This is a genomic window from Streptomyces sp. NBC_01016 (genome assembly GCF_026341035.1).
Taxonomy (GTDB): domain Bacteria; phylum Actinomycetota; class Actinomycetes; order Streptomycetales; family Streptomycetaceae; genus Streptomyces.
Genome location: NZ_JAPEOQ010000002.1, coordinates 3,210,945 through 3,231,450, shown reverse-complemented (window position 1 = coordinate 3,231,450; position 20,506 = coordinate 3,210,945). Strand labels below are relative to the sequence as shown.

General features: G+C 71.0%; 21 protein-coding genes. 10 read left to right on the top strand and 11 right to left on the bottom strand.

Annotation, left to right across the window (positions count from 1 at the left end; all coding sequences use genetic code 11):
• Positions 1 to 22: 22 nt before the first annotated feature.
• Complete coding sequence (locus tag OG746_RS41475) at positions 23 to 634, top strand: SUKH-4 family immunity protein (RefSeq protein ID WP_266724195.1); 612 nt, start codon at positions 23 to 25, stop codon at positions 632 to 634.
• Positions 635 to 690: 56 nt separating this feature from the next.
• On the opposite strand, the gene OG746_RS41470 is transcribed toward OG746_RS41475, so the two are convergent.
• The gene (locus tag OG746_RS41470; RefSeq protein WP_266724194.1) at positions 691 to 1,701 is read right to left on the bottom strand and encodes a mechanosensitive ion channel family protein; all 1,011 of its coding nucleotides are present in this window, start codon (positions 1,699 to 1,701) and stop codon (positions 691 to 693) included.
• Positions 1,702 to 1,872: 171 nt separating this feature from the next.
• Positions 1,873 to 3,291 carry a GntP family permease gene (locus tag OG746_RS41465; RefSeq protein ID WP_266724192.1) on the bottom strand — a complete coding sequence of 473 codons (1,419 nt, stop codon included), beginning with the start codon at positions 3,289 to 3,291 and terminating at the stop codon, positions 1,873 to 1,875.
• Between the two features lie 294 nt (positions 3,292 to 3,585).
• On the opposite strand from OG746_RS41465, the gene OG746_RS41460 reads away from it, so the two are divergent.
• Complete coding sequence (locus tag OG746_RS41460; RefSeq protein ID WP_266724190.1) at positions 3,586 to 5,301, top strand: sensor histidine kinase; 1,716 nt, start codon at positions 3,586 to 3,588, stop codon at positions 5,299 to 5,301.
• On the top strand, positions 5,298 to 5,969 hold the full coding sequence (locus OG746_RS41455) for a response regulator (protein ID WP_266724189.1): 672 nt from the start codon (positions 5,298 to 5,300) through the stop codon (positions 5,967 to 5,969). Before OG746_RS41460 ends, OG746_RS41455 begins: the two co-directional genes overlap by 4 nt.
• Before the next feature lie 16 nt (positions 5,970 to 5,985).
• Here the strand turns inward: OG746_RS41455 and OG746_RS41450 are convergent, their stop codons facing one another.
• On the bottom strand, positions 5,986 to 6,846 hold the full coding sequence (locus OG746_RS41450) for a helix-turn-helix transcriptional regulator (protein WP_266724188.1): 861 nt from the start codon (positions 6,844 to 6,846) through the stop codon (positions 5,986 to 5,988).
• Positions 6,847 to 6,944: 98 nt separating this feature from the next.
• On the opposite strand from OG746_RS41450, the gene OG746_RS41445 reads away from it, so the two are divergent.
• From OG746_RS41445 to OG746_RS41435, 3 genes are all read left to right on the top strand, one after another.
• On the top strand, positions 6,945 to 7,739 hold the full coding sequence (locus OG746_RS41445; protein ID WP_266725730.1) for an SDR family NAD(P)-dependent oxidoreductase: 795 nt from the start codon (positions 6,945 to 6,947) through the stop codon (positions 7,737 to 7,739).
• A gap of 194 nt (positions 7,740 to 7,933) precedes the next feature.
• Positions 7,934 to 8,773, top strand: coding sequence for a DoxX family protein (locus OG746_RS41440; protein ID WP_266724187.1), 840 nt, complete (start codon positions 7,934 to 7,936; stop codon positions 8,771 to 8,773).
• A 75-nt stretch (positions 8,774 to 8,848) separates the two neighbouring features.
• Positions 8,849 to 10,036, top strand: a complete 1,188-nt coding sequence (locus OG746_RS41435) for an MBL fold metallo-hydrolase (protein ID WP_266724185.1) — start codon at positions 8,849 to 8,851, stop codon at positions 10,034 to 10,036.
• A 46-nt stretch (positions 10,037 to 10,082) separates the two neighbouring features.
• On the opposite strand, the gene OG746_RS41430 is transcribed toward OG746_RS41435, so the two are convergent.
• On the bottom strand, positions 10,083 to 12,416 hold the full coding sequence (locus tag OG746_RS41430) for a penicillin acylase family protein (RefSeq protein WP_266724183.1): 2,334 nt from the start codon (positions 12,414 to 12,416) through the stop codon (positions 10,083 to 10,085).
• 224 nt (positions 12,417 to 12,640) lie between these two features.
• Positions 12,641 to 12,958 carry a hypothetical protein gene (locus OG746_RS41425; RefSeq protein WP_266724181.1) on the bottom strand — a complete coding sequence of 106 codons (318 nt, stop codon included), beginning with the start codon at positions 12,956 to 12,958 and terminating at the stop codon, positions 12,641 to 12,643.
• 70 nt (positions 12,959 to 13,028) lie between these two features.
• Here OG746_RS41425 and OG746_RS41420 point away from each other — a divergent pair, with 70 nt between their 5' ends.
• Together OG746_RS41420 and OG746_RS41415 are read left to right on the top strand one after the other, a co-directional pair.
• Entirely contained in the window at positions 13,029 to 13,886 is an 858-nt protein-coding gene (locus tag OG746_RS41420; RefSeq protein ID WP_266724179.1) for a LysR family transcriptional regulator, read from the top strand.
• A gap of 97 nt (positions 13,887 to 13,983) precedes the next feature.
• Complete coding sequence (locus OG746_RS41415; RefSeq protein WP_266724177.1) at positions 13,984 to 14,331, top strand: MerR family transcriptional regulator; 348 nt, start codon at positions 13,984 to 13,986, stop codon at positions 14,329 to 14,331.
• 56 nt (positions 14,332 to 14,387) lie between these two features.
• Here OG746_RS41415 and OG746_RS41410 read toward each other — a convergent pair whose 3' ends face one another.
• From OG746_RS41410 to OG746_RS41390, 5 genes are all read right to left on the bottom strand, one after another.
• Positions 14,388 to 14,711 carry an SCO5918 family protein gene (locus tag OG746_RS41410; protein ID WP_266724175.1) on the bottom strand — a complete coding sequence of 108 codons (324 nt, stop codon included), beginning with the start codon at positions 14,709 to 14,711 and terminating at the stop codon, positions 14,388 to 14,390.
• A 50-nt stretch (positions 14,712 to 14,761) separates the two neighbouring features.
• Positions 14,762 to 15,079: a CBS domain-containing protein gene (locus OG746_RS41405; protein WP_323179742.1), complete on the bottom strand. Its 318-nt coding sequence runs from the start codon at positions 15,077 to 15,079 to the stop codon at positions 14,762 to 14,764.
• A 70-nt stretch (positions 15,080 to 15,149) separates the two neighbouring features.
• Positions 15,150 to 16,676: a DEAD/DEAH box helicase gene (locus tag OG746_RS41400; protein WP_266724171.1), complete on the bottom strand. Its 1,527-nt coding sequence runs from the start codon at positions 16,674 to 16,676 to the stop codon at positions 15,150 to 15,152.
• A 205-nt stretch (positions 16,677 to 16,881) separates the two neighbouring features.
• Entirely contained in the window at positions 16,882 to 17,085 is a 204-nt protein-coding gene (locus OG746_RS41395; protein ID WP_020119326.1) for a cold-shock protein, read from the bottom strand.
• A gap of 322 nt (positions 17,086 to 17,407) precedes the next feature.
• Positions 17,408 to 18,307, bottom strand: a complete 900-nt coding sequence (locus OG746_RS41390; protein ID WP_266724168.1) for an NAD(P)H-binding protein — start codon at positions 18,305 to 18,307, stop codon at positions 17,408 to 17,410.
• Between the two features lie 67 nt (positions 18,308 to 18,374).
• Here OG746_RS41390 and OG746_RS41385 point away from each other — a divergent pair, with 67 nt between their 5' ends.
• Together OG746_RS41385 and OG746_RS41380 are read left to right on the top strand one after the other, a co-directional pair.
• The gene (locus OG746_RS41385; RefSeq protein ID WP_266724167.1) at positions 18,375 to 19,184 is read left to right on the top strand and encodes a LysR family transcriptional regulator; all 810 of its coding nucleotides are present in this window, start codon (positions 18,375 to 18,377) and stop codon (positions 19,182 to 19,184) included.
• An 88-nt stretch (positions 19,185 to 19,272) separates the two neighbouring features.
• Positions 19,273 to 19,854 (top strand): LOG family protein, encoded by a 582-nt coding sequence (locus OG746_RS41380; RefSeq protein ID WP_266724165.1) that lies wholly within the window; start codon positions 19,273 to 19,275, stop codon positions 19,852 to 19,854.
• Between the two features lie 50 nt (positions 19,855 to 19,904).
• On the opposite strand, the gene rraA is transcribed toward OG746_RS41380, so the two are convergent.
• The gene (rraA, locus tag OG746_RS41375) at positions 19,905 to 20,396 is read right to left on the bottom strand and encodes a ribonuclease E activity regulator RraA (protein WP_266724164.1); all 492 of its coding nucleotides are present in this window, start codon (positions 20,394 to 20,396) and stop codon (positions 19,905 to 19,907) included.
• Positions 20,397 to 20,506: the final 110 nt, after the last annotated feature.

Genomic DNA, 20,506 nt, shown 5'->3' with positions numbered 1-20,506 from the left:
GAGTTCGGAGCCCGTTCCAGCCATGCTCTTCGACGTCACCCGCGACGTCCTCGCCGACACCTTCGGCGAGGACCGGCTCGCGACGCTGCCCGCCACCGCCTTCCCGCCGTCCGTCGCGGACACCGAGGGCGTACGTCTCCTGCGGACCGTCGGCGTCCCCACGGGGACGCTCCTGCTGTACGAGCCCTCCGCGGAGTCCGGCGGGCCGTCGCTCGTCCAGGACGTCGCCGACACCGAGGACTTCGAGGACGCTCCGCCGGACGCGGGCAGCTGGCCCGTCATCGGCTGGCTGCTCAACGCACACCTCGCCCTCGACCCCGGTTCCGGCAAGGTGTACGCCGTCGACACGGACGAGGAGACCATGCAGGAGCTCCACGCCGATGTCTCCTCACTCATCCACGTGGCGCTCCATTTCCAGCGCGTACTGGAGGAGTTCACGTTCGGCGACGAGGGCGAGGAGGCCGGGTTCGAGCGCCTGGACCGCGAGGTCGAGCGGATCCGCAAGGAGACGAGCAGTGTCGACCCGCTCCCCTTCCTCCACGACGAGACCCTCTGGTCGGTGATCGGGGACGAGATCGCCATGGGCCAGCGCTTCGCGGACGGCTCACCGGGAGCGCGCTCGCTCTACGGGTGACCTCGGTGCCGAATACGGGTGACGTCAGTGCCGCCTGCGGGTGACGTCGGTGCCGCTCAGCGTGAGAGCGGGGCGTCCGCGCGAGTGTTCTCCGCGTCGGCGTCCTTGGCGCCTCGCACCCACACCGCGCGCTGCGGGAAGGGGAGTTCGATGCCGGCCGCGTCGAGGGCCTCCTTGGCGCGGCGGCGCAGCTCGCGCGTGACGGCCCACTGCTTCAGCGGCGCGGTCTTCACGACGAGCCGCACCACGATGCCGTCGGCCTCGATGGACTGCACACCCCACACCGACGGGTCCTCCAGCAGAACACCGTTGTAGGCGTGGTCCTCGCGCAGCGACATGCCGGTCTCCTCCAGTACGGCGAAGACCTTCTCCAGGTTGGAGTCGTACGCCACCGACACGTCGAGCACCGCGCGGGCCCACTCCTGGCTGTCGTTGCGGACGCGCATGATCTCGCCGTTGCGGATGTGCCACAGGCCACCGTTGAGGTCGCGGACCTGGGTGAGGCGGAGGCCGACGTGCTCGACCTCGCCGATGGCCTCGCCGAGGTCGACCGAGTCACCGACGCCGTACTGGTCCTCGATCATGATGAGCATTCCGGCCAGATAGTCGGCGACGAGGCTCTGCGCGCCGAAGCCGATCGCCAGACCCACCACGCCTGCGCTGGCGAGCAGCGGGCCGAGCGCGATGCCGATCTGGTCGAGGATCATGGCCAGGCCCATGACGGAGATGACGATGGTCACGATGCTGCTGAGCACCGAGCCGATGGTGCGCGCCCGCTGCTCGCGCCGCTCCTGCGCCCGGGAGGCATCGCGCTGCAGCACGGCGGGACCGCGGGTGGTGCGCCGCGGCTCACTGCCGTGCTCGTTGGCCTGCAAAACCCTGTTCACGGTCCGGGTTATGGCCCGCTGGGCGAGCGCGCGCACCAGCATGGCACCGAGAACGATCAGGAGGATGCGGAGCGGAACGCCGACGAACGTGCCGAGGTTGTCCCGCAGCCACTCGGGGGCGCCGGTCACGGGGTTCTCGCTGCTGAGGGGATACGACGTGAACGCGTCAAGGGATGACACGGGGAAGCTCCGTTCCGTGGCGGGTCAAGTCCGTGGCAGGACAAGGGAGTACGCGGGGAAGTACTCGGCGCCCGAACCTATTGACCCCTCTCCACCGAGGTCAAAGCGGTGGAGAGGGATGTGTGGAGCCTTCACGTGTCCCGACGGGACCTTCGCATCCTCGTCACCGCGTCACGCCCAAAGCGACAGCAGAAGTGTCATCAGCAGACCGCAGACGCTCACCAGTGTCTGGATGACGGTGTGGGACTTGGTGGCCTGACCGAGTGTCATCCCGAAGGACTCCTTGACCAGCCAGAATCCCGCGTGGTTCACGTAGTTGAGGCCCACGGAACCCGCGCCGATGGCGACGACGAGCAGCGAGGTGGCAAGGCTCGACTCCGTGGCGGCCATCGGAGCGAGGACTCCGGTGGCGGCGACGATGCCCACCGTCGCGGAGCCCGTCGAGAACGACAGCAGCAGTGCCAACAGCCAGCCCAGGACGAGTACGTTGAGGTGTGCGCCCGAGGCGGCCGACTCCACCGCCTTGCCGATGCCGGAGTCCTCGAGGACCTGGTTGAACGCGCCGCCTCCCGCGATGATCAGCAGGATGCCGGCCACGGACCGCAGGCTCTCGCCCAGGGAGTCGCGGATCGCCTCGCCGCCCACCCCGCTGGGCAGTGCCACCACGAACAGCGCGAAGAGCAGGCCGAAGAACATCGCGACGACCGGCGAACCGGTCAGGGCGAGGGCGTGCCGCAGCCCCGCGGGCAGCGCGGGCACGAGGTCGGCGACCGTGTTCAGGAGCATCAGGACGACGGGGACCAGGACCGCGGCGACCGCCCAGCCGGTGGGCACGCTGCGGCGCGGCCGGCCGGCCTCCGTGGTGTCGGCCGAGGTGCCGGCGTCGGCATCAGCGGCTCGGTCACCGGTGAACTGGGCGACGAGCGCCCGGTCCGGCCGGACGTCGAGGCGCGGCGCGATCCACCGGCCGTAGACGGGGCCCGCGAGGATGACCGTGGGTATCGCGCACACCAGGCCGACGCCGATGGTGAGACCGAGGTTGGCGTGCAGGCCGTTCACCCCGATCAGCGGTCCCGGATGCGGCGGCACCATGCCGTGCAGGGTGCACAGGGCGGCGATCGCCGGGGCGGCGAGGGCCACGTACGGGGAGCCCTTGACGTCGTGGTCGTCGCGCAGCCGCCGCGCCACGCTGAAGATCAGCGGCAGCAGCACGATGAGGCCGACCTCGAAGAACATCGGGATGCCGATGACGAACGCCGCACCGGCCATGTACCACGGCAGCGATCTGCGACCGGCCCGGTGGACGATGAGCCGGGCGATGCGGTCGGTGGCTCCGGAGTCGGACAGCAGCCGACCCAGCATGGCCCCGAAGGCGAGGGTCACACCGACGTCGCCGAGGATCGAGCCCGCGCCCGTCTCCAGTGACTCGGCGATCTTCTCCGCGGGTTCACCGGCGGCGACGGCCGCGGCGAGCGAGACCAGCGTCAGGGCCACGAAGGGGTGCAGGCGCAGCCGCGAGTTGATCAGTGCGATCAGCGCGACGATGGACAGGACGAGGATGGCCAGGAGTCCCCAGGTGTGCGTGGTCACCGGCAACCTCCGCGCGTGCTGTCGCGCAGGCCGTCCCTGGCCTCTGCGGTGGGTGGCGTCATGGGGAAACTCCTGGTCAAAGCGGCTCGGGCAGGAAGGATCAGCAACGGATCGGCGAACGCACACGGGGTCGGCCGGGGGATGATCCGGGTGAACGTATCCCGCTGCGATCCGCGCCGAACAGGTTGCGCGCGCAAGCCGCGAAACCCGCCTTGTGCGGGTTGTGCTCATTGAGTGCACGCTCGGGACGGGGCCCCTGGAGGTCCCGCGAGAGGCGGCGGATACCGTCGCGATGTGAGGTTCTCCAGGTCCAAGCGGTGGCGCAATCGGCGACTGCGGCTGCGTACCCAGGTACTGCTGCTGCAGAGCGCGGTCGTCGCGCTCGCCCTCACCGCCGCCTTCGGGGCCTTCGCATACGTCAACGATCGCCATGTCGAGCGCGAGTACCAGCTGCGGGCGCTGGGCGTGGCCCGCACCGTCGCCGCGAACCCGGTCGTCCGTGCGCAGGCGGCCCACTACTCCGTGTCCGGCGACGGACACCGCAGGGCCCGCGCGGAGAAGGAGGTCGACGCCCTCGCCGAAGGACCGGTGCAGGCGCTGGCGCAGGCCGCCCGGGCCCGTACCGGATCGCTGTTCGTGGTGGTCACGGACGACCGCGGCGTCCGCCTCGCCCACCCGCAGAAGAGCCAGCTCGGACGCATGGTGAGCACCGACCCGTCACGTGCGCTCGCCGGGCACGAGGTGCTTGACCACGACCACGCACACCTCGGCGAGGAGATCGTGGCGAAGGTCCCCGTCTACGCCCCGCACAGCCGTCGTGTGGTGGGCGAGGCCAACGCGGGGGTCGCCGCGAGCCACGTGCACGACCAGGTCGTCCGCGTACTCGTTGTCGGTCTGGCCTGCCTGGCGGTGGCACTGCTCGTGGGTGTGATGGCCTCCGCCGCGCTCGCCCGCCGGTGGCGACGGCTCACCCTCGGCCTGGAACCGGAGGAACTGGTGGGTCTCGTGCAGGAACAGGAGGCGGTGCTGCACGGCATCGGCGACGGTGTGCTCGCGCTCGACGCGCGGGAGCGGGTGACGGTCGTCAACGACGAGGCGCGGCGGCTGCTCGCGGTGGACGGACCGGTGGGCGCCCCGGTGTCCGAATGGGGCCTGAACCCACGGGTGTTGGCGGTGGCCCGCGCGGCCCGGCCGGACGGCGGGGGCGGTGAACCGGTGGTGACCACGGCGGGCGAACGGGTCCTCGTGGTGTCGGCGCGGCGGGTGCGCAGGGCAGACCGGGACCTGGGCACGCTCGTCACCGTCAAGGACCGCACGGACGTCGAGTCGCTGACACGGCAGCTGGACGCGGTGCAGGCGATGAGTACGGCGCTGCGCGCCCAGCGCCACGAGTTCAGCAACCGGCTGCACGTGGTGGCCGGCCTGGTCCACGGCGGCCATCTGACACAGGCGGCCCGCTACCTGGAGGAACTCCTCGGCACGGGCTCGACGTCGGTGTCCCTGCCCGGCCTGGACGCGGTGGACGACGCGTACCTGCGCACCTTCCTGCGCGCGAAGGCGGCCCAGGCACGCGAGAACGGCGTGGAGCTGACCCTCGGCGAGGGCACCTGGATCGACTCCCCCGTCACCGAACCGGTCGATGTCACCACCGTCCTCGGCAACCTGCTGGACAACGCCGTGCACGCCGCGGGCGAGGGCGGCCGCACATCACGGCAGGTGGAAGTGGAACTGATGACGCACGGCACGACGCTCGTGATCACCGTGGCGGACAGCGGCGACGGTGTCCCGGCGGCCCGCACGGAGGACATCTTCGAGGAGGGTGTCTCGTCCAAGGAGGACACCTCGACGCCCGGCGGCCGGGGCGTCGGCCTTGCGCTGGTGCGGCAGATCGCACGGAGCCGTGGCGGAGCGGTCGAGCTGGTGACACCGGGCGGCCCGGGCAACGACGAGGATCCCGGCGGCGCCGTGTTCGTGGCACGGCTGCCGGGCGTACTGGAGGAGACACGGTGAGCGAAAGGACCACGCTGTCGGTGCTGGTGGTGGACGACGACTTCCACGTGGCGGGCCTGCACGCGTCCCACGTGGCGCAGGCGCCCGGATTCACGGTGGTGGCCACCGCGCAGTCGGCCCAGCAGGCGCGCGAGATCGTACGGGAGCGGCAGGTCGACCTGGCCCTGGTGGACGTGTACCTCCCGGACGGCTCCGGCGTGGACCTGGTCCGCGAACTGCCCTGCGACTCCTTCGTGTTGAGCGCGGCGACGGAGGGACAAACTGTCCGGGCAGCACTGTCGGCCGGCGCGCTCACCTACCTGGCGAAGCCGTTCCCTCCGCAGCGCCTGATCGACCGCCTTCGCGGCTACGCCCGCTACCGCCGCACATTGGACTCCCCGCACGTCGACCAGGACACGATCGACGAAGCGGTGGCCACGCTCTTCGCTCCCCCACCGCGCCGCGACCGCCCCACCGGCGCACACGCCGCCACCCGCCAACTGGTACTCACCACCGTCCGGGGGGCCGACGCCGCCCTGTCCGCCGCGGAGGTGGGCCACTCCATCGGCATCTCCCGCGCCACGGCCCAACGCCACCTCGCGGGCCTGTGCACGGACGGCCTGCTGCGCATGCGACTGCGGTACGGGGCCACGGGGCGCCCCGAGCAGGAGTACCGACCGGCGGGTTGAGGGACTTCGGCAGGGGTTACGTGGCCCGGGGCAGGACCCCGCCCCCGTCAGCACCGACCACGCCCAGCAGGGCCAACGTCTCGGCGTCCCGGGATCCGGGTGGCGCGCTGTACAGCACGAGGCGCTGGTCGCGGTCGGTGAGTGCGAGGGCGTCGCAGTCGACGGTGACCTCTCCGACGACCGGGTGGTGGAACGTCTTGGTGAGGGTCGGCGCCGCCTGCACGTCACGCAGCTCCCACAGCCGGGCGAACTCGCGGCTTCCGTCGCGCAGTTCGGCGACGAGGCAGGTGACCGCGGGATCCTCCGGGTAGCGGGCGAGGGCGGCCCGCAGCTCCATGACGACGTACTGACGGAACTCGGCGGCGTCGGAGATCCCGTAGAGCGGCGCCCCGGGACGCTGCGGCCCGAGAAACGCACGGCGCGCCAAGTTGCGCTCATCGGGGGCCAGTTCGGCGTAGTCCTCCATGAGCGCGGCCGTCAGGTCGTTCCACGCAAGCACCTCGAACACGGCGGATGTCACGAACGCGGCCGTCTGCGGCAGCCGCTCGAGGAGCGCGAGGATGCTCGGGCGAACGTCGCGCCGGTGCAGCCCGCTGCGGTTCGGTGCGGTGCCCGCGAGGACATGGAGGTGGTCGGACTCGGCGTCGGTGAGCCGCAGCGCTCCCGCGATCCCGGCGAGCACCTCACCGGACGGCCGCGGCGCCCGCCCCTGCTCGAGCCGGACGTAGTACTCCGTGGAAATGTGCGCGAGGACCGCCACTTCCTCGCGGCGAAGCCCCGGTGTCCGGCGTCGCGCCCCAAAGGGCAGGCCGACGTCCTGCGGCTTGAGGCGCTCACGGCGGCTGCGGAGGAACGAGCCCAGTTCCTGCTTGTCCATGCCCCCAGTGTGCCCGCCCCGCGGCCGCACATCCTGGTACCGGTTGTGCCTGTATCGGACCCGCGGACCGCGCCGACACTCCCCTCATGACGAACCACATGACAAACCACATGACGAACCGCATGACGCACCCGCCCATCGGCCTGCTCGCCGGCAAGGTCGTGTTCATCACCGGCGCCAGCCGCGGCATCGGGGCGGCCGCCGCCCGCCTCTTCGCCCAGGAAGGCGCCGCCGTGGTGCTCGCCTCGCGCGGCACCGAAGCGCTCCAGCGCATCGTCACCGAGATCCGCGCCGACGGCGGCGTGGCCGACGCCGTCGCGCTGGACCTGGCCGACCGGGACAGCATCCGCGCGGCGGTCGACCACGTCGGCGAGCTGCACGGTCGCCTCGACGGAGCGTTCAACAACGGCGCGGCGATCCAGCAGCCCGGACCGCTCCACACCACCAGCGACGAGGACATCGACCAGCAGTTCGCCGTCAACTTCCGCGCGCACTGGACCGCGATGACCGCCGAGGCCGCACTGATGCGACGCGGCGGGGGCGGGGCGATCGTCAATACGTCGAGCATCGGCAGCCGCCGCGCGAACCCCGCCCTGCCCGCCTACGGCGCCATGAAGCGCGCGCTCAACAGCATCACCGAGACCGCCGCGGTCAGTTGGGCCCAGGACGGAATCCGGGTGAACGGCCTCACTCCCGGCGGCACGGCCACCGAGATGATCGACGCATGGGAGGCCGCGACCCCCGGCATCGTCGACCAGGTGAAGTCGGCGATCCCCCTCGGTCGGATGGCCGAACCCCGCGAGGTCGCCGAGGCGGCGGCGTGGCTCCTCAGTAACCGGGCGTCGATGGTGACCGGGGCGGTGGTGCCGGTGGATGGCGGGGCGGGGGCCTGAATCGACCGGGCGTGCGGATGCGATGTTCCGCTCCCCCGGCATCCACGCGGTGGATGAGCGGCATCCGAAGTCGCGATGCCCCGGAGGATTCCCAACCGGGCCTGTCACCAGCACAGTTGCGCATACGTCACCGGCCGACGTGCCCGTGACGCACTCCAGGCACCGGCATGTCACCCCTCCGAGAGGACCCCGTCATGGCCCCTTCCAGGACCACGGCGCTGCGGCGCGCCCTTGGCGTCGCCCCGCTGCACGGGCTGCGTTCCGTCGGCCCGTGCGTGACACGGGTCGCCTGCGGGGCCGTCATGGCCGTGCACGGCGTGGACAAGCTGGTGCACGGTCCCGACGGCTTCGGTGCCTTCCTCGCGAGCCTGGACGTCCCCGCGCCCTCGGCCGTCGGCTGGGCCGTGGCTCTCGGTGAGTCGCTCGGCGGACTGTTCCTCGTGGTGGGGCTGCTGTCCCGGCTCACGGCGCTGCTGCTGTCGGTCCACCTGTGTGTCGCACTGGCCCTGGTCAATACGGACACGGGATTCATCACGCCGCAGCAGGGCGCCGCGAGTGGCGCGGGCGCGGAGTTTCCGCTGGTGCTCATCGCCGGCTTCCTCGCCGTCGCACTCTCGGGTCCGGGCCCGGTGGCGCTCGACCGGGTCATCGGCATCGAGGGGTCATCACCGGACACGCGGGCACCCGAGGCCACTGACACCGGGCGCCGCGTCGTGTCCACGGGCCCGTCGGCGGTCCGTGTGTCGCTCGTCAGCGGGCTGATCGGGGGTGTCATCGGCGCGGTGATGAGCGCGGTGGCCAACTACCTGGTCGTCGGCATGCCTTTGAACGCCGCCGCCAACGCGGCCAACCACGCCGTGTCCGGGCTGATCAGCGGTTTCCTCGCCGGCTTCCTCGGACTGTGGACGCATCTGCGCAAGACCGGTCGGGGGCTCGCTGCCGCGAGCGGGGAGCCGGGCGACCGTCCGGACGCGGCCCTGGCGGCGTCACCCATGTCCCCCGCGTCGCACGTCTCCCCCGGGTCCGACGCCTGACGCCTGCTGCCCGAGATCCCGAGCACGCCCGACACCCCGAGCACACCCGCTCGGGTCCAAGGAGGTCCACCGCACGTGTGCCATCTGCTCGACCACGCCCTCTCCCACAGCGCCCCGGCGCCCCGCACCAACCGGCGCCGCTTCCTTCAAGCGTTGGGCGCGACGACCGCCACCGCCGGCCTGCTCGCCCTCGGATCCGGGACCGCCGCCGCACGCTCCCAGGCCACCGGACGCACCGCGAGCCGCCATCGCACCCGTCTGGTTCTGCTCGGCACGGCCGGCGGCCCGGCCTGGGCGGACGGCGCGCGATGCGGCGTCTCCAGCGCGATCGTGTACGAAGACCGGGTCTACATCGTCGACTTGGGACAAGGGGCGCTGCACCGGCTGGTGCAGAGCGGGCTCGGTCCTGACGACCACCTCGGCTCGTCGCTCACGCGGGTACGAGGTGTCTTCCTGACCCACCTGCACAGTGACCACGTCGCCGACTGGCCGTCCCTCTACGCGACAGGCCCCTCGAACATCGTGGGCCGGACCCTGCCGCCCATCGAGGTGTTCGGCCCCGGCGACCGCGGCACGCTGCCCAGCGTGTTCCCTCCCGACCGGCAGGCACCGCCCGTCGTGAACCCGGACCGTCCGACGCCCGGCATCTCCGCGATGACCGGCTACCTGAGCCAGGCGTTCGCCGCCGACTTCAACGGGCGCGCCCGCGAGTCCAACTTCACCATGCCGGACGACCTGTTCAACGTGCACGACATCGACTTGGGCGATGTGTGGGACATCGATCCGGCCGGGAGGCCGCTGCACCTCACGGAGCCGCTGTCCATCTGGGAGGACGGCGACGTCCGTGTCACGGCGACCCTCGTCGACCACCGGCCGATGGCGCCCACCTTCGCGTACCGCTTCGACACCCCCGACGGCTCCGTCGTCTTCTCCGGTGACACCTGCGTCAGCGACAACCTGATCCGTCTGGCGCGGGACGCCGACTATCTGGTGCACGAGGTGATCGACCCCCGCTTCGTCGACGAACTGGTCGCTGCGGTCCCCGAGGCCATCCGTGAGCCCCTGCGCGAGCACCTCCTCACGAGCCACACCACGATCGAGCAGGTCGGACGGGACGTCGCGGAGCCGGCGGGCGCCCGCAACCTGGTGCTCAACCACCTGGTCCCCGCGACGAATCCGGCCCGCCGTTGGAAGGCGGCGCAGAAGGGCTACTCGGGCAGGCTGATCGTCGGCGAGGACCTGCTCCACCTGGGGGTGGGCTGATCCCCGGCGACGATGCCGTCGGCACGGCCCCTCTGCGGCAGGCCGCTCAGGACGCCTCTACCGGAAGGAGCCGCACGCGGCGTTCGGCGATTTTCTCGACTGCCGCGCGGGTGTAGGCCAGCGGGAAGTAGTCGCCGTCGAGCCAGGGTTCGGCGAGGTCGCGGTAGTGCGGGTCGTCCGGGGCGCCGGACTGGCCGGGGGTGTTCACCGCCACCGACGAGTCCCAGTCGCCCACGTCCAGGACCACCCGGAACGAAGGACCGCTGGTGTGCAGGAAGTCGCTGGTGCGGTAGGTCGCCGCGTTGACCGTGTCGGGGGATCCGCCGCTCGGCATCGGGCCGACGTCGAAGCGGGCGCGGTCGGTGTCGCTGAGCGCTGCCGATGCCGGGTGCTGGAAGAGGCTGTGGTGCAGTGCGCCCCACTGCCACTTCCGCTCGTCGTCCCCGAGCAGCTTGCGCACCTCGGCGTAGGCCGAACCCAGTGTGTCGAGCAGCAGCCGGTCGCGGGCCGCCTCGTCCTTCAGCCACCGTCCCGGCTTCTCCAACTCGCCGAGCAGGACGAGGGTGTCGGCGTCCTCGATCAGCTCGGCGGCCTTCGGTACCGCGGCCCGTACGAAGCCGGGCCCCAGGTGCCTGGACAGCCACACCTCGAACAGGGCCGCCGCCCCTGAGTCGGCCGATTCGACGGCATTCCAGGTGCGCAGCAGACGCAGGGCCCGACGGCGGTCGGGTTCGCTGCTGTGCAGGCGGGCCAGCAGGGCGGTCAACCTGCGAGCGGGTATGGACAGTTGGTCGTGCTGGAGTGCTTGCGAGTCGGCGAGGGTGTGGTTGTGCTGCTTTGAGAGGACTTCGACGATCCGCTGGTGGCGGAAGGGGTTGGTCCACTCGTAGCCGAGTCCCATGTCCTGGTACGCGGGCGGCAGGTTGAACTGGTTGGCGGTGGCGATGAACCCGGCGGCCGGGTTGAGGGTCCGCGGCAGGTCGTCCCCCGAGTAGAAGCCGTCCCACTCGCAGCGGCCGTCTCCGGGCACCGGCAGCAGCCCGTCGTACCCGACCCGCTTGGGTGCGAGGCCGCCGGGCACCCAGCCGATGTTGCCTTCGACGTCGGCGTAGACCTGGTTCTCCGTCGGGGCGCCCCAGTTGCGCATGGCCTCGGTGAACTCGCGGTAGTTGCGCGCCCGCATGTAGGCGACGCTGCCGAAGTACGGTGACGTGCCCGCTTCCAGCCACGCGGTGCGCACGGCGTAGGCGAGGTTGTGCTCCTCGTCGACATGAATCACGGGTCCGTGCCGGGTGAAGGTCAGCTCGGCGGGGTGGTCGTCCTGGCCCGCGACGGGGATCCGCTCGTGCAGCACCTTCATCGGCTCCCAGCCGTCCTGGTACCGGTAACGGCTGTGGTCGTCCGGGTCCAACTCGTAGACGTACAGGTCCTCCTGGTCCATCGGGAAGATGGTCAGGCCGAAGGCGACGGTGCCGTTGTGCCCGATGGAGATGCCGGGGAGGGCCGGCTCCCCCGCGCCGATGACGTCGAGGCCGGGCGCGCTGAGGTGTGCGAGGTAGCGCAGCGAGGGCGCCGAGTAGGAGCGATGCGGGTCATTGGCGAGGATCGGCCGCCCGGTGGCGGTGCGCTGCCCGCCGATCACCCAGTTGTTGGAGCCCTCGGTGGTCGCGTCGCGCACGACCGCGCTACGTACCGCACCTTCGCTGAACTCGACTTCCTGGGTGGCCAGTTCGAAGACCTTGAGCACGTCGTCGGGGAGCACGCACGGGTCGAAGCCGTCGGGCACGCGCGCCTTGTGGTCCGGCTGCAACCCCTGACGCACCAGGTCGGCGTCCACCCCGGCGGCGCAGGCGACCTGGGCGCGCTTGACCTCGCTGGTCAGGTTGCGGGTCAGTCCGTGACTGCGGATGCGGACCACGTCCTCGGGGTCCCAGTGCGCCGGCCGGTAGCCGAGGAGGCCGAACTCCTCGGGGAGTTGCTCGGGGTGGGCGTCCAGCCAGTCCACGTAGGCGTTGATCCCGGCGGTGAACTGTGTCGCGATGCGCTGCGCGTCCTCGGCGTAGCGCGCCCACTCGACGTCCATGTCGCCGCGGTACAGGAACAGGCGGGTGGCCCGGTCCTGCGCCACGTAGTCGGCCCCCAGTACGTCGGCGAGCACGCCGAGTCCGCGCCTGCGCCACAGGTCGATCTGGAAGAGGCGCTCGCGGGCGGCGTTGAAGCCCTGCGCGAGGAACACGTCGTGCTCGTTGTCGGCGTAGATGTGCGGCACGCCGTAGCGGTCCTCGATCAGCTCGACCGGCGCCCGCAGGCCCGGTACCCGGTAGTCGCGCGGCCCGGCCGCCGCCGCGCCCGCCGGTGCTGCGCCCACGACATCGGCCATCACACCAACTCCGGACACTCCGACTGCCGTTGCCGCCAGTACCTGCCGTCTGGAAAACCGCCCCTGCCCGGCATTCGCCACAACAACCTCCTCGTCGGTCAACAGATCCCTGACACGAACGGCTCGAGGTTAGGAGGAAGCGGAACGCAGGACGAGGGGCGCGTCGTTTCGTTCATATTGACCGCGGGCGGCCGCCGGGACCGCCGGAGCTACTGACGCAGCGTTCAGTCCAGCGGCTCGTGGTTCACCCAGGCGACCTTGTACGGGTACCGGGCCTGCCAGCGGTGGATGAGCTCCCCGACGCCGGGGGCGGCGAACGCGGCACCGAGGGCTTCCATGTCGGCGACGCCGAACTGTAGGACCGCCGTGGCGATCATCGCGGGGATGGCCTCCTCGCCGGGAACCGGAATGTGCCGACGGGTGGCGGACGTCTGGAGGTGACCGGAGTCCACCATGATCTTCTCGATGTCCTGAAGGAATTGGTCGAGGTCGGTGTCGGGGAGGGGGCCGTCGAAGGATACGAGCATCGTGTGGTGAATCATGCAGCCATCGAAACAGGAGGTGGGGCGCCCCGTCCAAGATCCGCTCGGCCTCGAACGATAACCTGGAGGCATGGCTGAACTGGAGACACGGGAGATCGAGTACGTCGTCGCGGTCGCCGAGGAGCTGCACTTCGGCCGCGCCGCCCAGCGTCTGGCGATCGCGCAGCCGGCTCTGTCGAAGGCGGTCCAGCGCGTGGAGAGGCGGCTCGGCGTCACGCTCTTCGTCCGCTCCAGCCGCCAGGTCGCGCTGACACCGGCGGGCGAGGCCCTGCTGCGGCACGGCCGGTACGCGCTGGACGCGGTGGCCGCCGCCGCGGAGCGGGCCCGTCGGGCCGCGGACGCGGGGACGCGGCTGCGGCTCGTCCTCAAGCCGGGCGGCGACGCCGATCTGCTGTCGTCGATCCTCGCCGCGTACGCCGAGGCATCCGATGCGCGCCGGGTCGAGATCGTGTTCAGCGGGCCCGCCGACCGCGCGGAACAACTGCGGGACGGGCGGGCCGACGTGGGGCTGCTGTACGTACCGTTCGACGATCTGGAGGGTCTGGACCACGAGACGCTCCGCATCGAGGAGCGCGTCGCCGTCCTCCCCGCGGACCACCGGCTGGCCGCCCGCGAGGCGGTGCGGCTCGCCGATCTGAAAGGCGAGCCGATGCCGCGCTGGAAGGGAGTATCCGGGATCGGGGGCGACGGTGGGGCCGGCCCCGAGGTGCACGACGTCGCGGAGTTGATCCCCTTGGTCGCGGTGGGCCGGACCGTGGCCGTCCTGCCCCGCTCCCTCGTCCACCCGGTCCCGCCGGGCGTGGTCTGCGTACCCGTCACGGACGCCCCCGAGAGCCGCCTGGTGCTCGCGTGGCCGACTCAGGCGGCGCATCCGCTCCTACGGGCCTTTGTGACGGCGGCGGTCGGGGTGGCCGAGGCACGCGCGTAACGGCAGATGGTGTAGAAGTTCCTTCGGGGTCCTGGCGCGCCCTGACGCCATACGGCAGGCACCAGGTCCCTCAAAGATGTTCCGCAGAGAGGTGCAAGTGACAGCAGACGATTCGTTCGGGCGTCTCGATGACGACGACTACCCCGCCTACACCATGGGCCGGGCCGCCGAAATGCTCGGGACCACCCAGGGCTTCCTCCGTGCCATCGGCGAAGCCCGCCTCATCACCCCGCTCCGCTCAGAAGGCGGTCACCGCCGCTTCTCCCGCTACCAGTTGCGCATCGCCGCGCGCGCCCGGGAACTCGTCGACCAGGGGACGCCCGTCGAGGCCGCCTGCCGCATCATCGTTCTCGAAGACCAACTAGAAGAAGCGCAGCGCATCAACGCCGAATACCGCCGCACCGCCGAATCGGAGGGTTCCGCCACCGCGGCCGAGGACAGCTGAGAGTGCGACGCTCACATGGGGGCCCGATCGGCGTGCCGTTCGGGCCCCACTGCATGTCACATGTCGTCGGTTCGGAAAGGCGTGTTGGTGCCGAGCATCGCGGAGGCCCGCTCGATCGGGTCGAGGCTGGGCTCGGGTGCCGGCTCGGGGGCGGTGTGGCAGGTGAAACCGAGCTTGGTCATGGCCCGGAGGACTTCGGCGGCGGTGAAGTCACGCCGGTCCTGGCGGGTGATGACCTGCCCGACCTGCTTGGCGGGGTACTGGCGGCGGCCGATGGTCACGGTTTCGCCGGTGCTCGGTTCGGGTTTGATGCCCTTCATCGATTCCAGTACTCCGTTCTTGGTGAGATCGAACGGGAAGCGGGCGATGACGCAGCGCATGGGTCCTCACAAGGAGTAGGGAAGAACGATCCGGCCGGAGGGGCAACGGTTCAGTGGGAAAGGGCGAAGGCTACCGAGGCTGTGATCGGCGCGTGGACGCCGACGATGTGGACGCCGAGGATGTCGCGCAGGCAGATGCGGTCCGTGTAGGCGGAACTGTCGCGGGCGGCGGCGAGTTCGGCCCGGGTGACGACGCCGATGCCCTGGTCGTCCCGATCGCAGACGACCAGCCGACCCGTGTGCGCGGCGTCCATCACGGACAGCGCCACCTCGACACTCATGTCGTCACACACCCGCGGTCCGGCCGGGTCCACCGCGTCGGCCACCTTCCGGCGCGCGGGGCGGGCGATCGCCGGACGGGGCTGCATCTGAACCAGTGTCAAAAGGTGCCTCCTGCAGAGATGGGTCGACTTCCTGATCACGATGGTGCTGCGCCGCCTAGGCCGCCGGATCGACGGCGGCCTTGCGTACGGGGCCGCGCCGGGCCGAGGAAGCGCCGCGGCGGCCCCGGGAGGACGAACCGCGCTTGGGGCGGTCGGCCGCCGGTGCTGCGATGACGACCGGAATGCCGGACGGGGCCTGGGCGCCGGTGATCCGCTGCAAGGCCTCATCGCCCGAGCGTACCGGGGTGGTCTGCGGACGGATACCCGCATCCGACATGAGGCGGACCATGGCCCGCCGCTGGTCCGGGGTGACGAGGGTGACGACGCTGCCGGACTCACCGGCGCGGGCGGTGCGGCCGCCGCGGTGCAGGTAGTCCTTGTGGTCGGTCGGCGGGTCGACGTTGACGACGAGGTCCAGGTTGTCGACGTGGATGCCGCGCGCCGCGACGTTGGTCGCGACCAGCACGCTGACGTGCCCCGTCTTGAACTGCGTCAGCGTACGGGTGCGCTGCGGCTGGGACTTGCCGCCGTGCAGCGCGGCGGCCCGCACCCCGCTCCTGAGCAGGTCCTTGGTGAGCCGGTCGACGGCGTGCTTGGTGTCGAGGAACATGATCACGCGGCCGTCGCGGGCGGCGATCTCCGTGGTGGCGGCGTGCTTGTCGGCGCCGTGCACGTGCAGGACGTGGTGCTCCATCGTCGTGACCGCACCGGCCGACGGGTCGACGGAGTGCACGACCGGGTCGCTCAGGTAGCGGCGCACCAGCAGATCCACGTTGCGGTCCAGGGTGGCGGAGAACAGCATCCGCTGCCCTTCCGGGCGCACCTGGTCGAGCAGCGCGGTGACCTGCGGCATGAATCCCATGTCGGCCATCTGGTCGGCCTCGTCGAGCACCGTGATGGCGACCTCGTCCAGTCCGCAGGCGTCACGGTCGATGAGGTCCTTGAGCCGGCCCGGGGTCGCGACGACGATCTCGACCCCGCCGCGCAGCGCGCTTGCCTGCTTGCCGATCGACATCCCGCCCACGACCGTGGCCATCCGCAGCCTGAGGGAGCGGGCGTACGGCGTGAGGGCGTCCGTCACCTGCTGTGCCAGCTCGCGCGTCGGTACGAGGATCAGTCCCAGCGGCCGGCGGGGTTCGGCACGCTGTCCGGCGGTGCGGGCGAGCAGCGCGAGGCCGAAGGCGAGGGTCTTGCCGGAGCCGGTGCGCCCACGGCCCAGAACGTCGCGGCCGACCAGGGAGTTCGGCAGCGTCGCGCCCTGGATCGGGAACGGCACGCTCACGCCCTGCCTGCCGAGTTCGGCCAGCAGCTGCTCGGGCATGCCGAGTTCGGCGAAGCCGTCGACGGCGGGCAGCGCGGCGGTGATCGTCTTGGGGAGCGCGAACTCGCCCTGCACCGCGGCGGGTCGGCGGCCGTGCCCACCCGAGCGGGACTGCCCGCCGGAGCGGCCCTGGCCACCGGAGCGGCCCTGTCCACCGGAAGTACGCGGCGCCGGCGAGCCGAAGCGGCTGCCGTCCTTTCCGGCGAAGGCGTTGTCACGACGGTTACGGGTGGAACGGTTGTTTGTACGTGTGCGGTTCATGCGGAACCTTCCTCGATGCGGTGCATATCAAGGAATCCCCGCAGCAATGAGCGGCATGGAGAATTACAAGTATGGACCGATGGTAAAAACAAGCAGCCGACCGGCGGAAATCCACGCGTACACAGTGGAACCGGGGCGCGGACGCATACAGCTGGGGCCCGCACCCCGAAGGATGCGGGCCCCAGCTGCAAAATGCGCGTCAGTGTCAGGCCGGAACGATGTTCTCGGCCGTCGGGCCCTTCTGGCCCTGCGCGATGTCGAAGGAAACCTTCTGGCCCTCGAGCAGCTCACGGAAGCCCTGGGCGGCAATGTTCGAGTAGTGGGCGAAGACGTCAGCGCCGCCGCCGTCCTGCTCGATGAAGCCGAAGCCCTTTTCCGAGTTGAACCACTTCACGGTTCCAGTGGCCATGTCATATCTCCTTGGGGCAGTACATCGGAATCCGCACTGTGCGAAAACCGTGTCGCCGCGATGATTACCCCGCCCGGAAAATGACCGGAAATACAAGAGCGCTCCGACCTGCATGAGCAGGTCCGGGGCACTTGAAGCTTTGGGAACCACAACTGCAACTTGAACCGAGACTAGCACGCGAAAACAGCCTGCACCCACCACGGAATTCGACTTTTCCCGCCCCGGCAGAAACTCTCACCACATGATCCGCAAAACCCTCATCGCGCGGTCGTAGATATTGGGTCACCCGTAGTGCAGGGTCCTGCATCCTCCGGTGGCGCGCTCACGCCTGGACAGCCGGCTTGAGGACCTCCTCGCACCAGGTCCGGAAGGTCGTCGGGCTCGCCGTACGGTCGGTGCGCGGCACGCCGGTGTCGAGGCCTGTGTCCTTGGCCGTCATCATGGCGACGAAGCCCTCCACGACCGCGTCCCCGGCGCCGTGGCCGGTGAGTGCGGCGCGGAAGTCGTCGAGCGGCTGCCTCTCGTAGCGGACGGGCCGGGCGAGCACCTCGGACATGATGCGGGCCATGTCGCTCGGCGACAGGTCCTCCGGGCCCAGCACCGGAACCTCGCCCGTCCCCGACCAGGAGCGGTCGAGCAGCAGGCCGGCGGCGGCCGCGGCGATGTCCCGGGTGGCGGCCAGCGGGGCGGCGCGATCGCCGTCGACGATGTCGGTGAACACGCCGGTGTCGCGGATCGGGGCCACCTGCCGCAGCAGGTTCTCCATGAAGGACGGGTTCGCGAGCGCCCGGTAGGCCACGCCCGTGCCGGCGATGAGATCGTCCATGGCCAGCGACGCCGTCACGTGTCCGGCGCGCCCGGCGACGGGAGTGCCGCGGCCGAGCGCCGAGACGCCGACGACACGCCCGACGCCGTGCGCCGCGAACGCCTTGGCCGCGGCGCGGGTGAACCCGGAGTAGACGGCGTCCAGGCTGGGCGCCCGCGGGCCCGAGGACGGGACCACCCAGAAGACGGCGTCCGCGCCGTCGAAGGCCCGGTCGACGACGTCGGCGTCGCCGTGCGAGCCGGGGACGACGTCGACGCGGGCCCGTACCTCCTCGGGGAGTTTCGCGGGGTCGCGCACGATGACGCGCAGCTCCTCGCCGCGCTCGGGGGCCTCGTTCAGCAGCGCATCGAGGACCTGGCTGCCGATATTTCCGGTGGGAGTCGTGAGCACGATCATGTCTCGAGTCTCGGACCCGTTCCCGGGAGCGTCCAATACCCTTCCCGGCAATCAATACCCTGGAGGTATGGATCTCGATCTGCGCAAGCTCCGCTACTTCGTCGCGGTGGCCGAGCACCGCCACTTCGGCCGGGCGGCGCAACAGCTCTACATCGCCCAGCCGGTGCTCAGCCGCCAAATCAGGGCCTTCGAGCAGGAGTTGGAGTGCACCCTGCTCGCACGGACGACCCGCAGCGTCGAGCTGACCGCCGCCGGGCAGCAGCTGTACGCGGAGGCGCAAGGGATTCTCGCGTCCGTCGCGGCGGGAGTGCAGCGCGTTCGCGACGCGGATCGTGGCGTCCAGCGCCTCGTCGTCGCGTTCTCTCCCGGCCTGCATGTGGCGGATGCCATCCGGGAGTTCGCCTCGCGCCACCCGGACGTGGAGACGGACCTCGTACCGGCACGCTGGTGGGAGCAGGACGCGCCAATCCGGGACGGGCGGGCCCAAGTCGGTTACCTGCGACGCCCGTTCGAGGATGCGGGCCTGCACGTCATTCCCATCGGCCGGGAGCCCAGGGTCGCCTGCCTGCCGACGACACACCCCCTGGCGGACCGCGCCGAGCTCACCTCCGCGGATCTGGACGGTGAGCGGGTGCTCGACGCCCCGACGCGGCGGACGTCGTCCCTTGAAGAGAAGTTCGAACTCATCGCCTCCGGTCACGGCATCGCCCTCGTCCCCTTGAGCGTCGCCCGCTCCTACTCACGCCCCGACCTCACCCACATCCCCCTCACGGACGCCCCGCCGATCGACACGTGCCTGGTGGCCCCCGAGGGGCGACGGGACAAGCTGCTGCGCGGTTTCCTGGAGATCGCCACCGCCGTGCTGCGGCAGGCCTGAGCGGTACGCAGGACAGGGAAAGCCTTGGTCAGCCGTGCCAGGCGCGTGGTAGACCGGAGCATCCACCGCGACCGATCCGGAGATCCACATGCGCCGCCTCGCCGTCTTCCTCGCCTCGTCCAGCGGGGTCGACCCGGCCCACACCGAACTGGCCGTCCACGTAGGGGCGGAGCTCGCCCGGCGTGGCATCGGCCTCGTCTACGGCGGTGGCCGCCGAGGCTTGATGGGTGCGATCGCGGACAGCACGCTGAAGGCAGGCGGTGAGGTCATCGGTGTCATGCCGCGCAGCATGGTCGAGCGGGAGTGGGCGCACGAGGGCGTGACCCAACTGCTCATGTGCGAATCGATGCACGAGCGCAAGGCCATCATGGCCGACCAGGCGGACGCCTTCGTCGCCCTGCCCGGCGGACTCGGCACGCTGGAGGAGATCTTCGAGGTGTGGTCCTGGCGCCAACTCGGCTTCCACGCCAAGCCCGTCGGCTTCCTCGACGCCGGGGGCTTCTGGACGCCACTGCTCGACGCCCTGCACGGCATCGCCGACTCCGGCCTCCTCCCGGCCCCCACCCTGGACGACCTCGCCGTCGCCCCCGAACTGCCCGCCCTGCTGGACCTGCTGGAGGAGCGCCTCCGCAACAGCCCGGAGCCCGCGCACGGCGAAGGCCTGCGCTAGCCCGGCCGGCCGGGCGAAGGGGCTCGCGCGTCACCGCGGGGGCGCCGACCTCACTCCGACGCCGGCAGCAGCACCACCCCGTCCTCGTCGGCGTGCAGGATGTCGCCGGGCCGGAACGTGACACCCCCGAAGGTCACCGGCACGTCCACCTCGCCCTTGTCCTCCTTGGCACTTTTGCGCGGCGTCGAGCCGAGGGCCTGTACGCCGACGGACGTGACGCCGACGACGGCCGCGTCCCGGATCGCCCCGCGGATGACGAGACCGGCCCAGCCGTTGTCCCGGGCGCGGGCCGCCATGAGGTCGCCGAGGAGCGCGGTGCGCAGGGAGGCGCCGCCGTCGACGACCACGACCGCTCCGTCGCCGGGTTCGTGGAGCAGGGCGTGCAGCACGGTGTTGTCCTCGTACACGGACACGGTCCTGACCGGCCCCGTGAAGGAGCGGACGGCGCCGTACGAGGTGAACTGGACGTCGCAGACACGGAGTTCGTCGCCGTACTCGTCGTAGAGGTCGGCGGTGGGGGTCGGGATGCGCGTCGCGGACACGGGGCCTCCTGGCGTAGGGACGACGTGCGACCGAGCCCTTCGGGGAGCCCGGCGCCATTGATCCAAGTAACTTAGCGATGCCCCGGCCGGCATCCTCGACCGGATCCAGG

Bases quoted from the DNA above. Each gene is read 5' to 3' on its own strand.
- OG746_RS41475 (WP_266724195.1), top strand. From the start codon at position 23: ATGCTCTTCGACGTCACCCGCGACGTCCTCGCCGACACCTTCGGCGAG.
- OG746_RS41450 (WP_266724188.1), bottom strand. From the start codon at position 6,846: ATGGACAAGCAGGAACTGGGCTCGTTCCTCCGCAGCCGCCGTGAGCGC.
- OG746_RS41445 (WP_266725730.1), top strand. From the start codon at position 6,945: ATGACAAACCACATGACGAACCGCATGACGCACCCGCCCATCGGCCTG.
- OG746_RS41440 (WP_266724187.1), top strand. From the start codon at position 7,934: ATGGCCCCTTCCAGGACCACGGCGCTGCGGCGCGCCCTTGGCGTCGCC.
- OG746_RS41430 (WP_266724183.1), bottom strand. From the start codon at position 12,416: ATGGCCGATGTCGTGGGCGCAGCACCGGCGGGCGCGGCGGCGGCCGGG.
- OG746_RS41425 (WP_266724181.1), bottom strand. From the start codon at position 12,958: ATGATTCACCACACGATGCTCGTATCCTTCGACGGCCCCCTCCCCGAC.
- OG746_RS41420 (WP_266724179.1), top strand. From the start codon at position 13,029: ATGGCTGAACTGGAGACACGGGAGATCGAGTACGTCGTCGCGGTCGCC.
- OG746_RS41410 (WP_266724175.1), bottom strand. From the start codon at position 14,711: ATGCGCTGCGTCATCGCCCGCTTCCCGTTCGATCTCACCAAGAACGGA.
- OG746_RS41405 (WP_323179742.1), bottom strand. From the start codon at position 15,079: ATGCAGCCCCGTCCGGCGATCGCCCGCCCCGCGCGCCGGAAGGTGGCC.
- OG746_RS41400 (WP_266724171.1), bottom strand. From the start codon at position 16,676: ATGAACCGCACACGTACAAACAACCGTTCCACCCGTAACCGTCGTGAC.
- OG746_RS41395 (WP_020119326.1), bottom strand. From the start codon at position 17,085: ATGGCCACTGGAACCGTGAAGTGGTTCAACTCGGAAAAGGGCTTCGGC.
- OG746_RS41390 (WP_266724168.1), bottom strand. From the start codon at position 18,307: ATGATCGTGCTCACGACTCCCACCGGAAATATCGGCAGCCAGGTCCTC.
- OG746_RS41385 (WP_266724167.1), top strand. From the start codon at position 18,375: ATGGATCTCGATCTGCGCAAGCTCCGCTACTTCGTCGCGGTGGCCGAG.
- OG746_RS41380 (WP_266724165.1), top strand. From the start codon at position 19,273: ATGCGCCGCCTCGCCGTCTTCCTCGCCTCGTCCAGCGGGGTCGACCCG.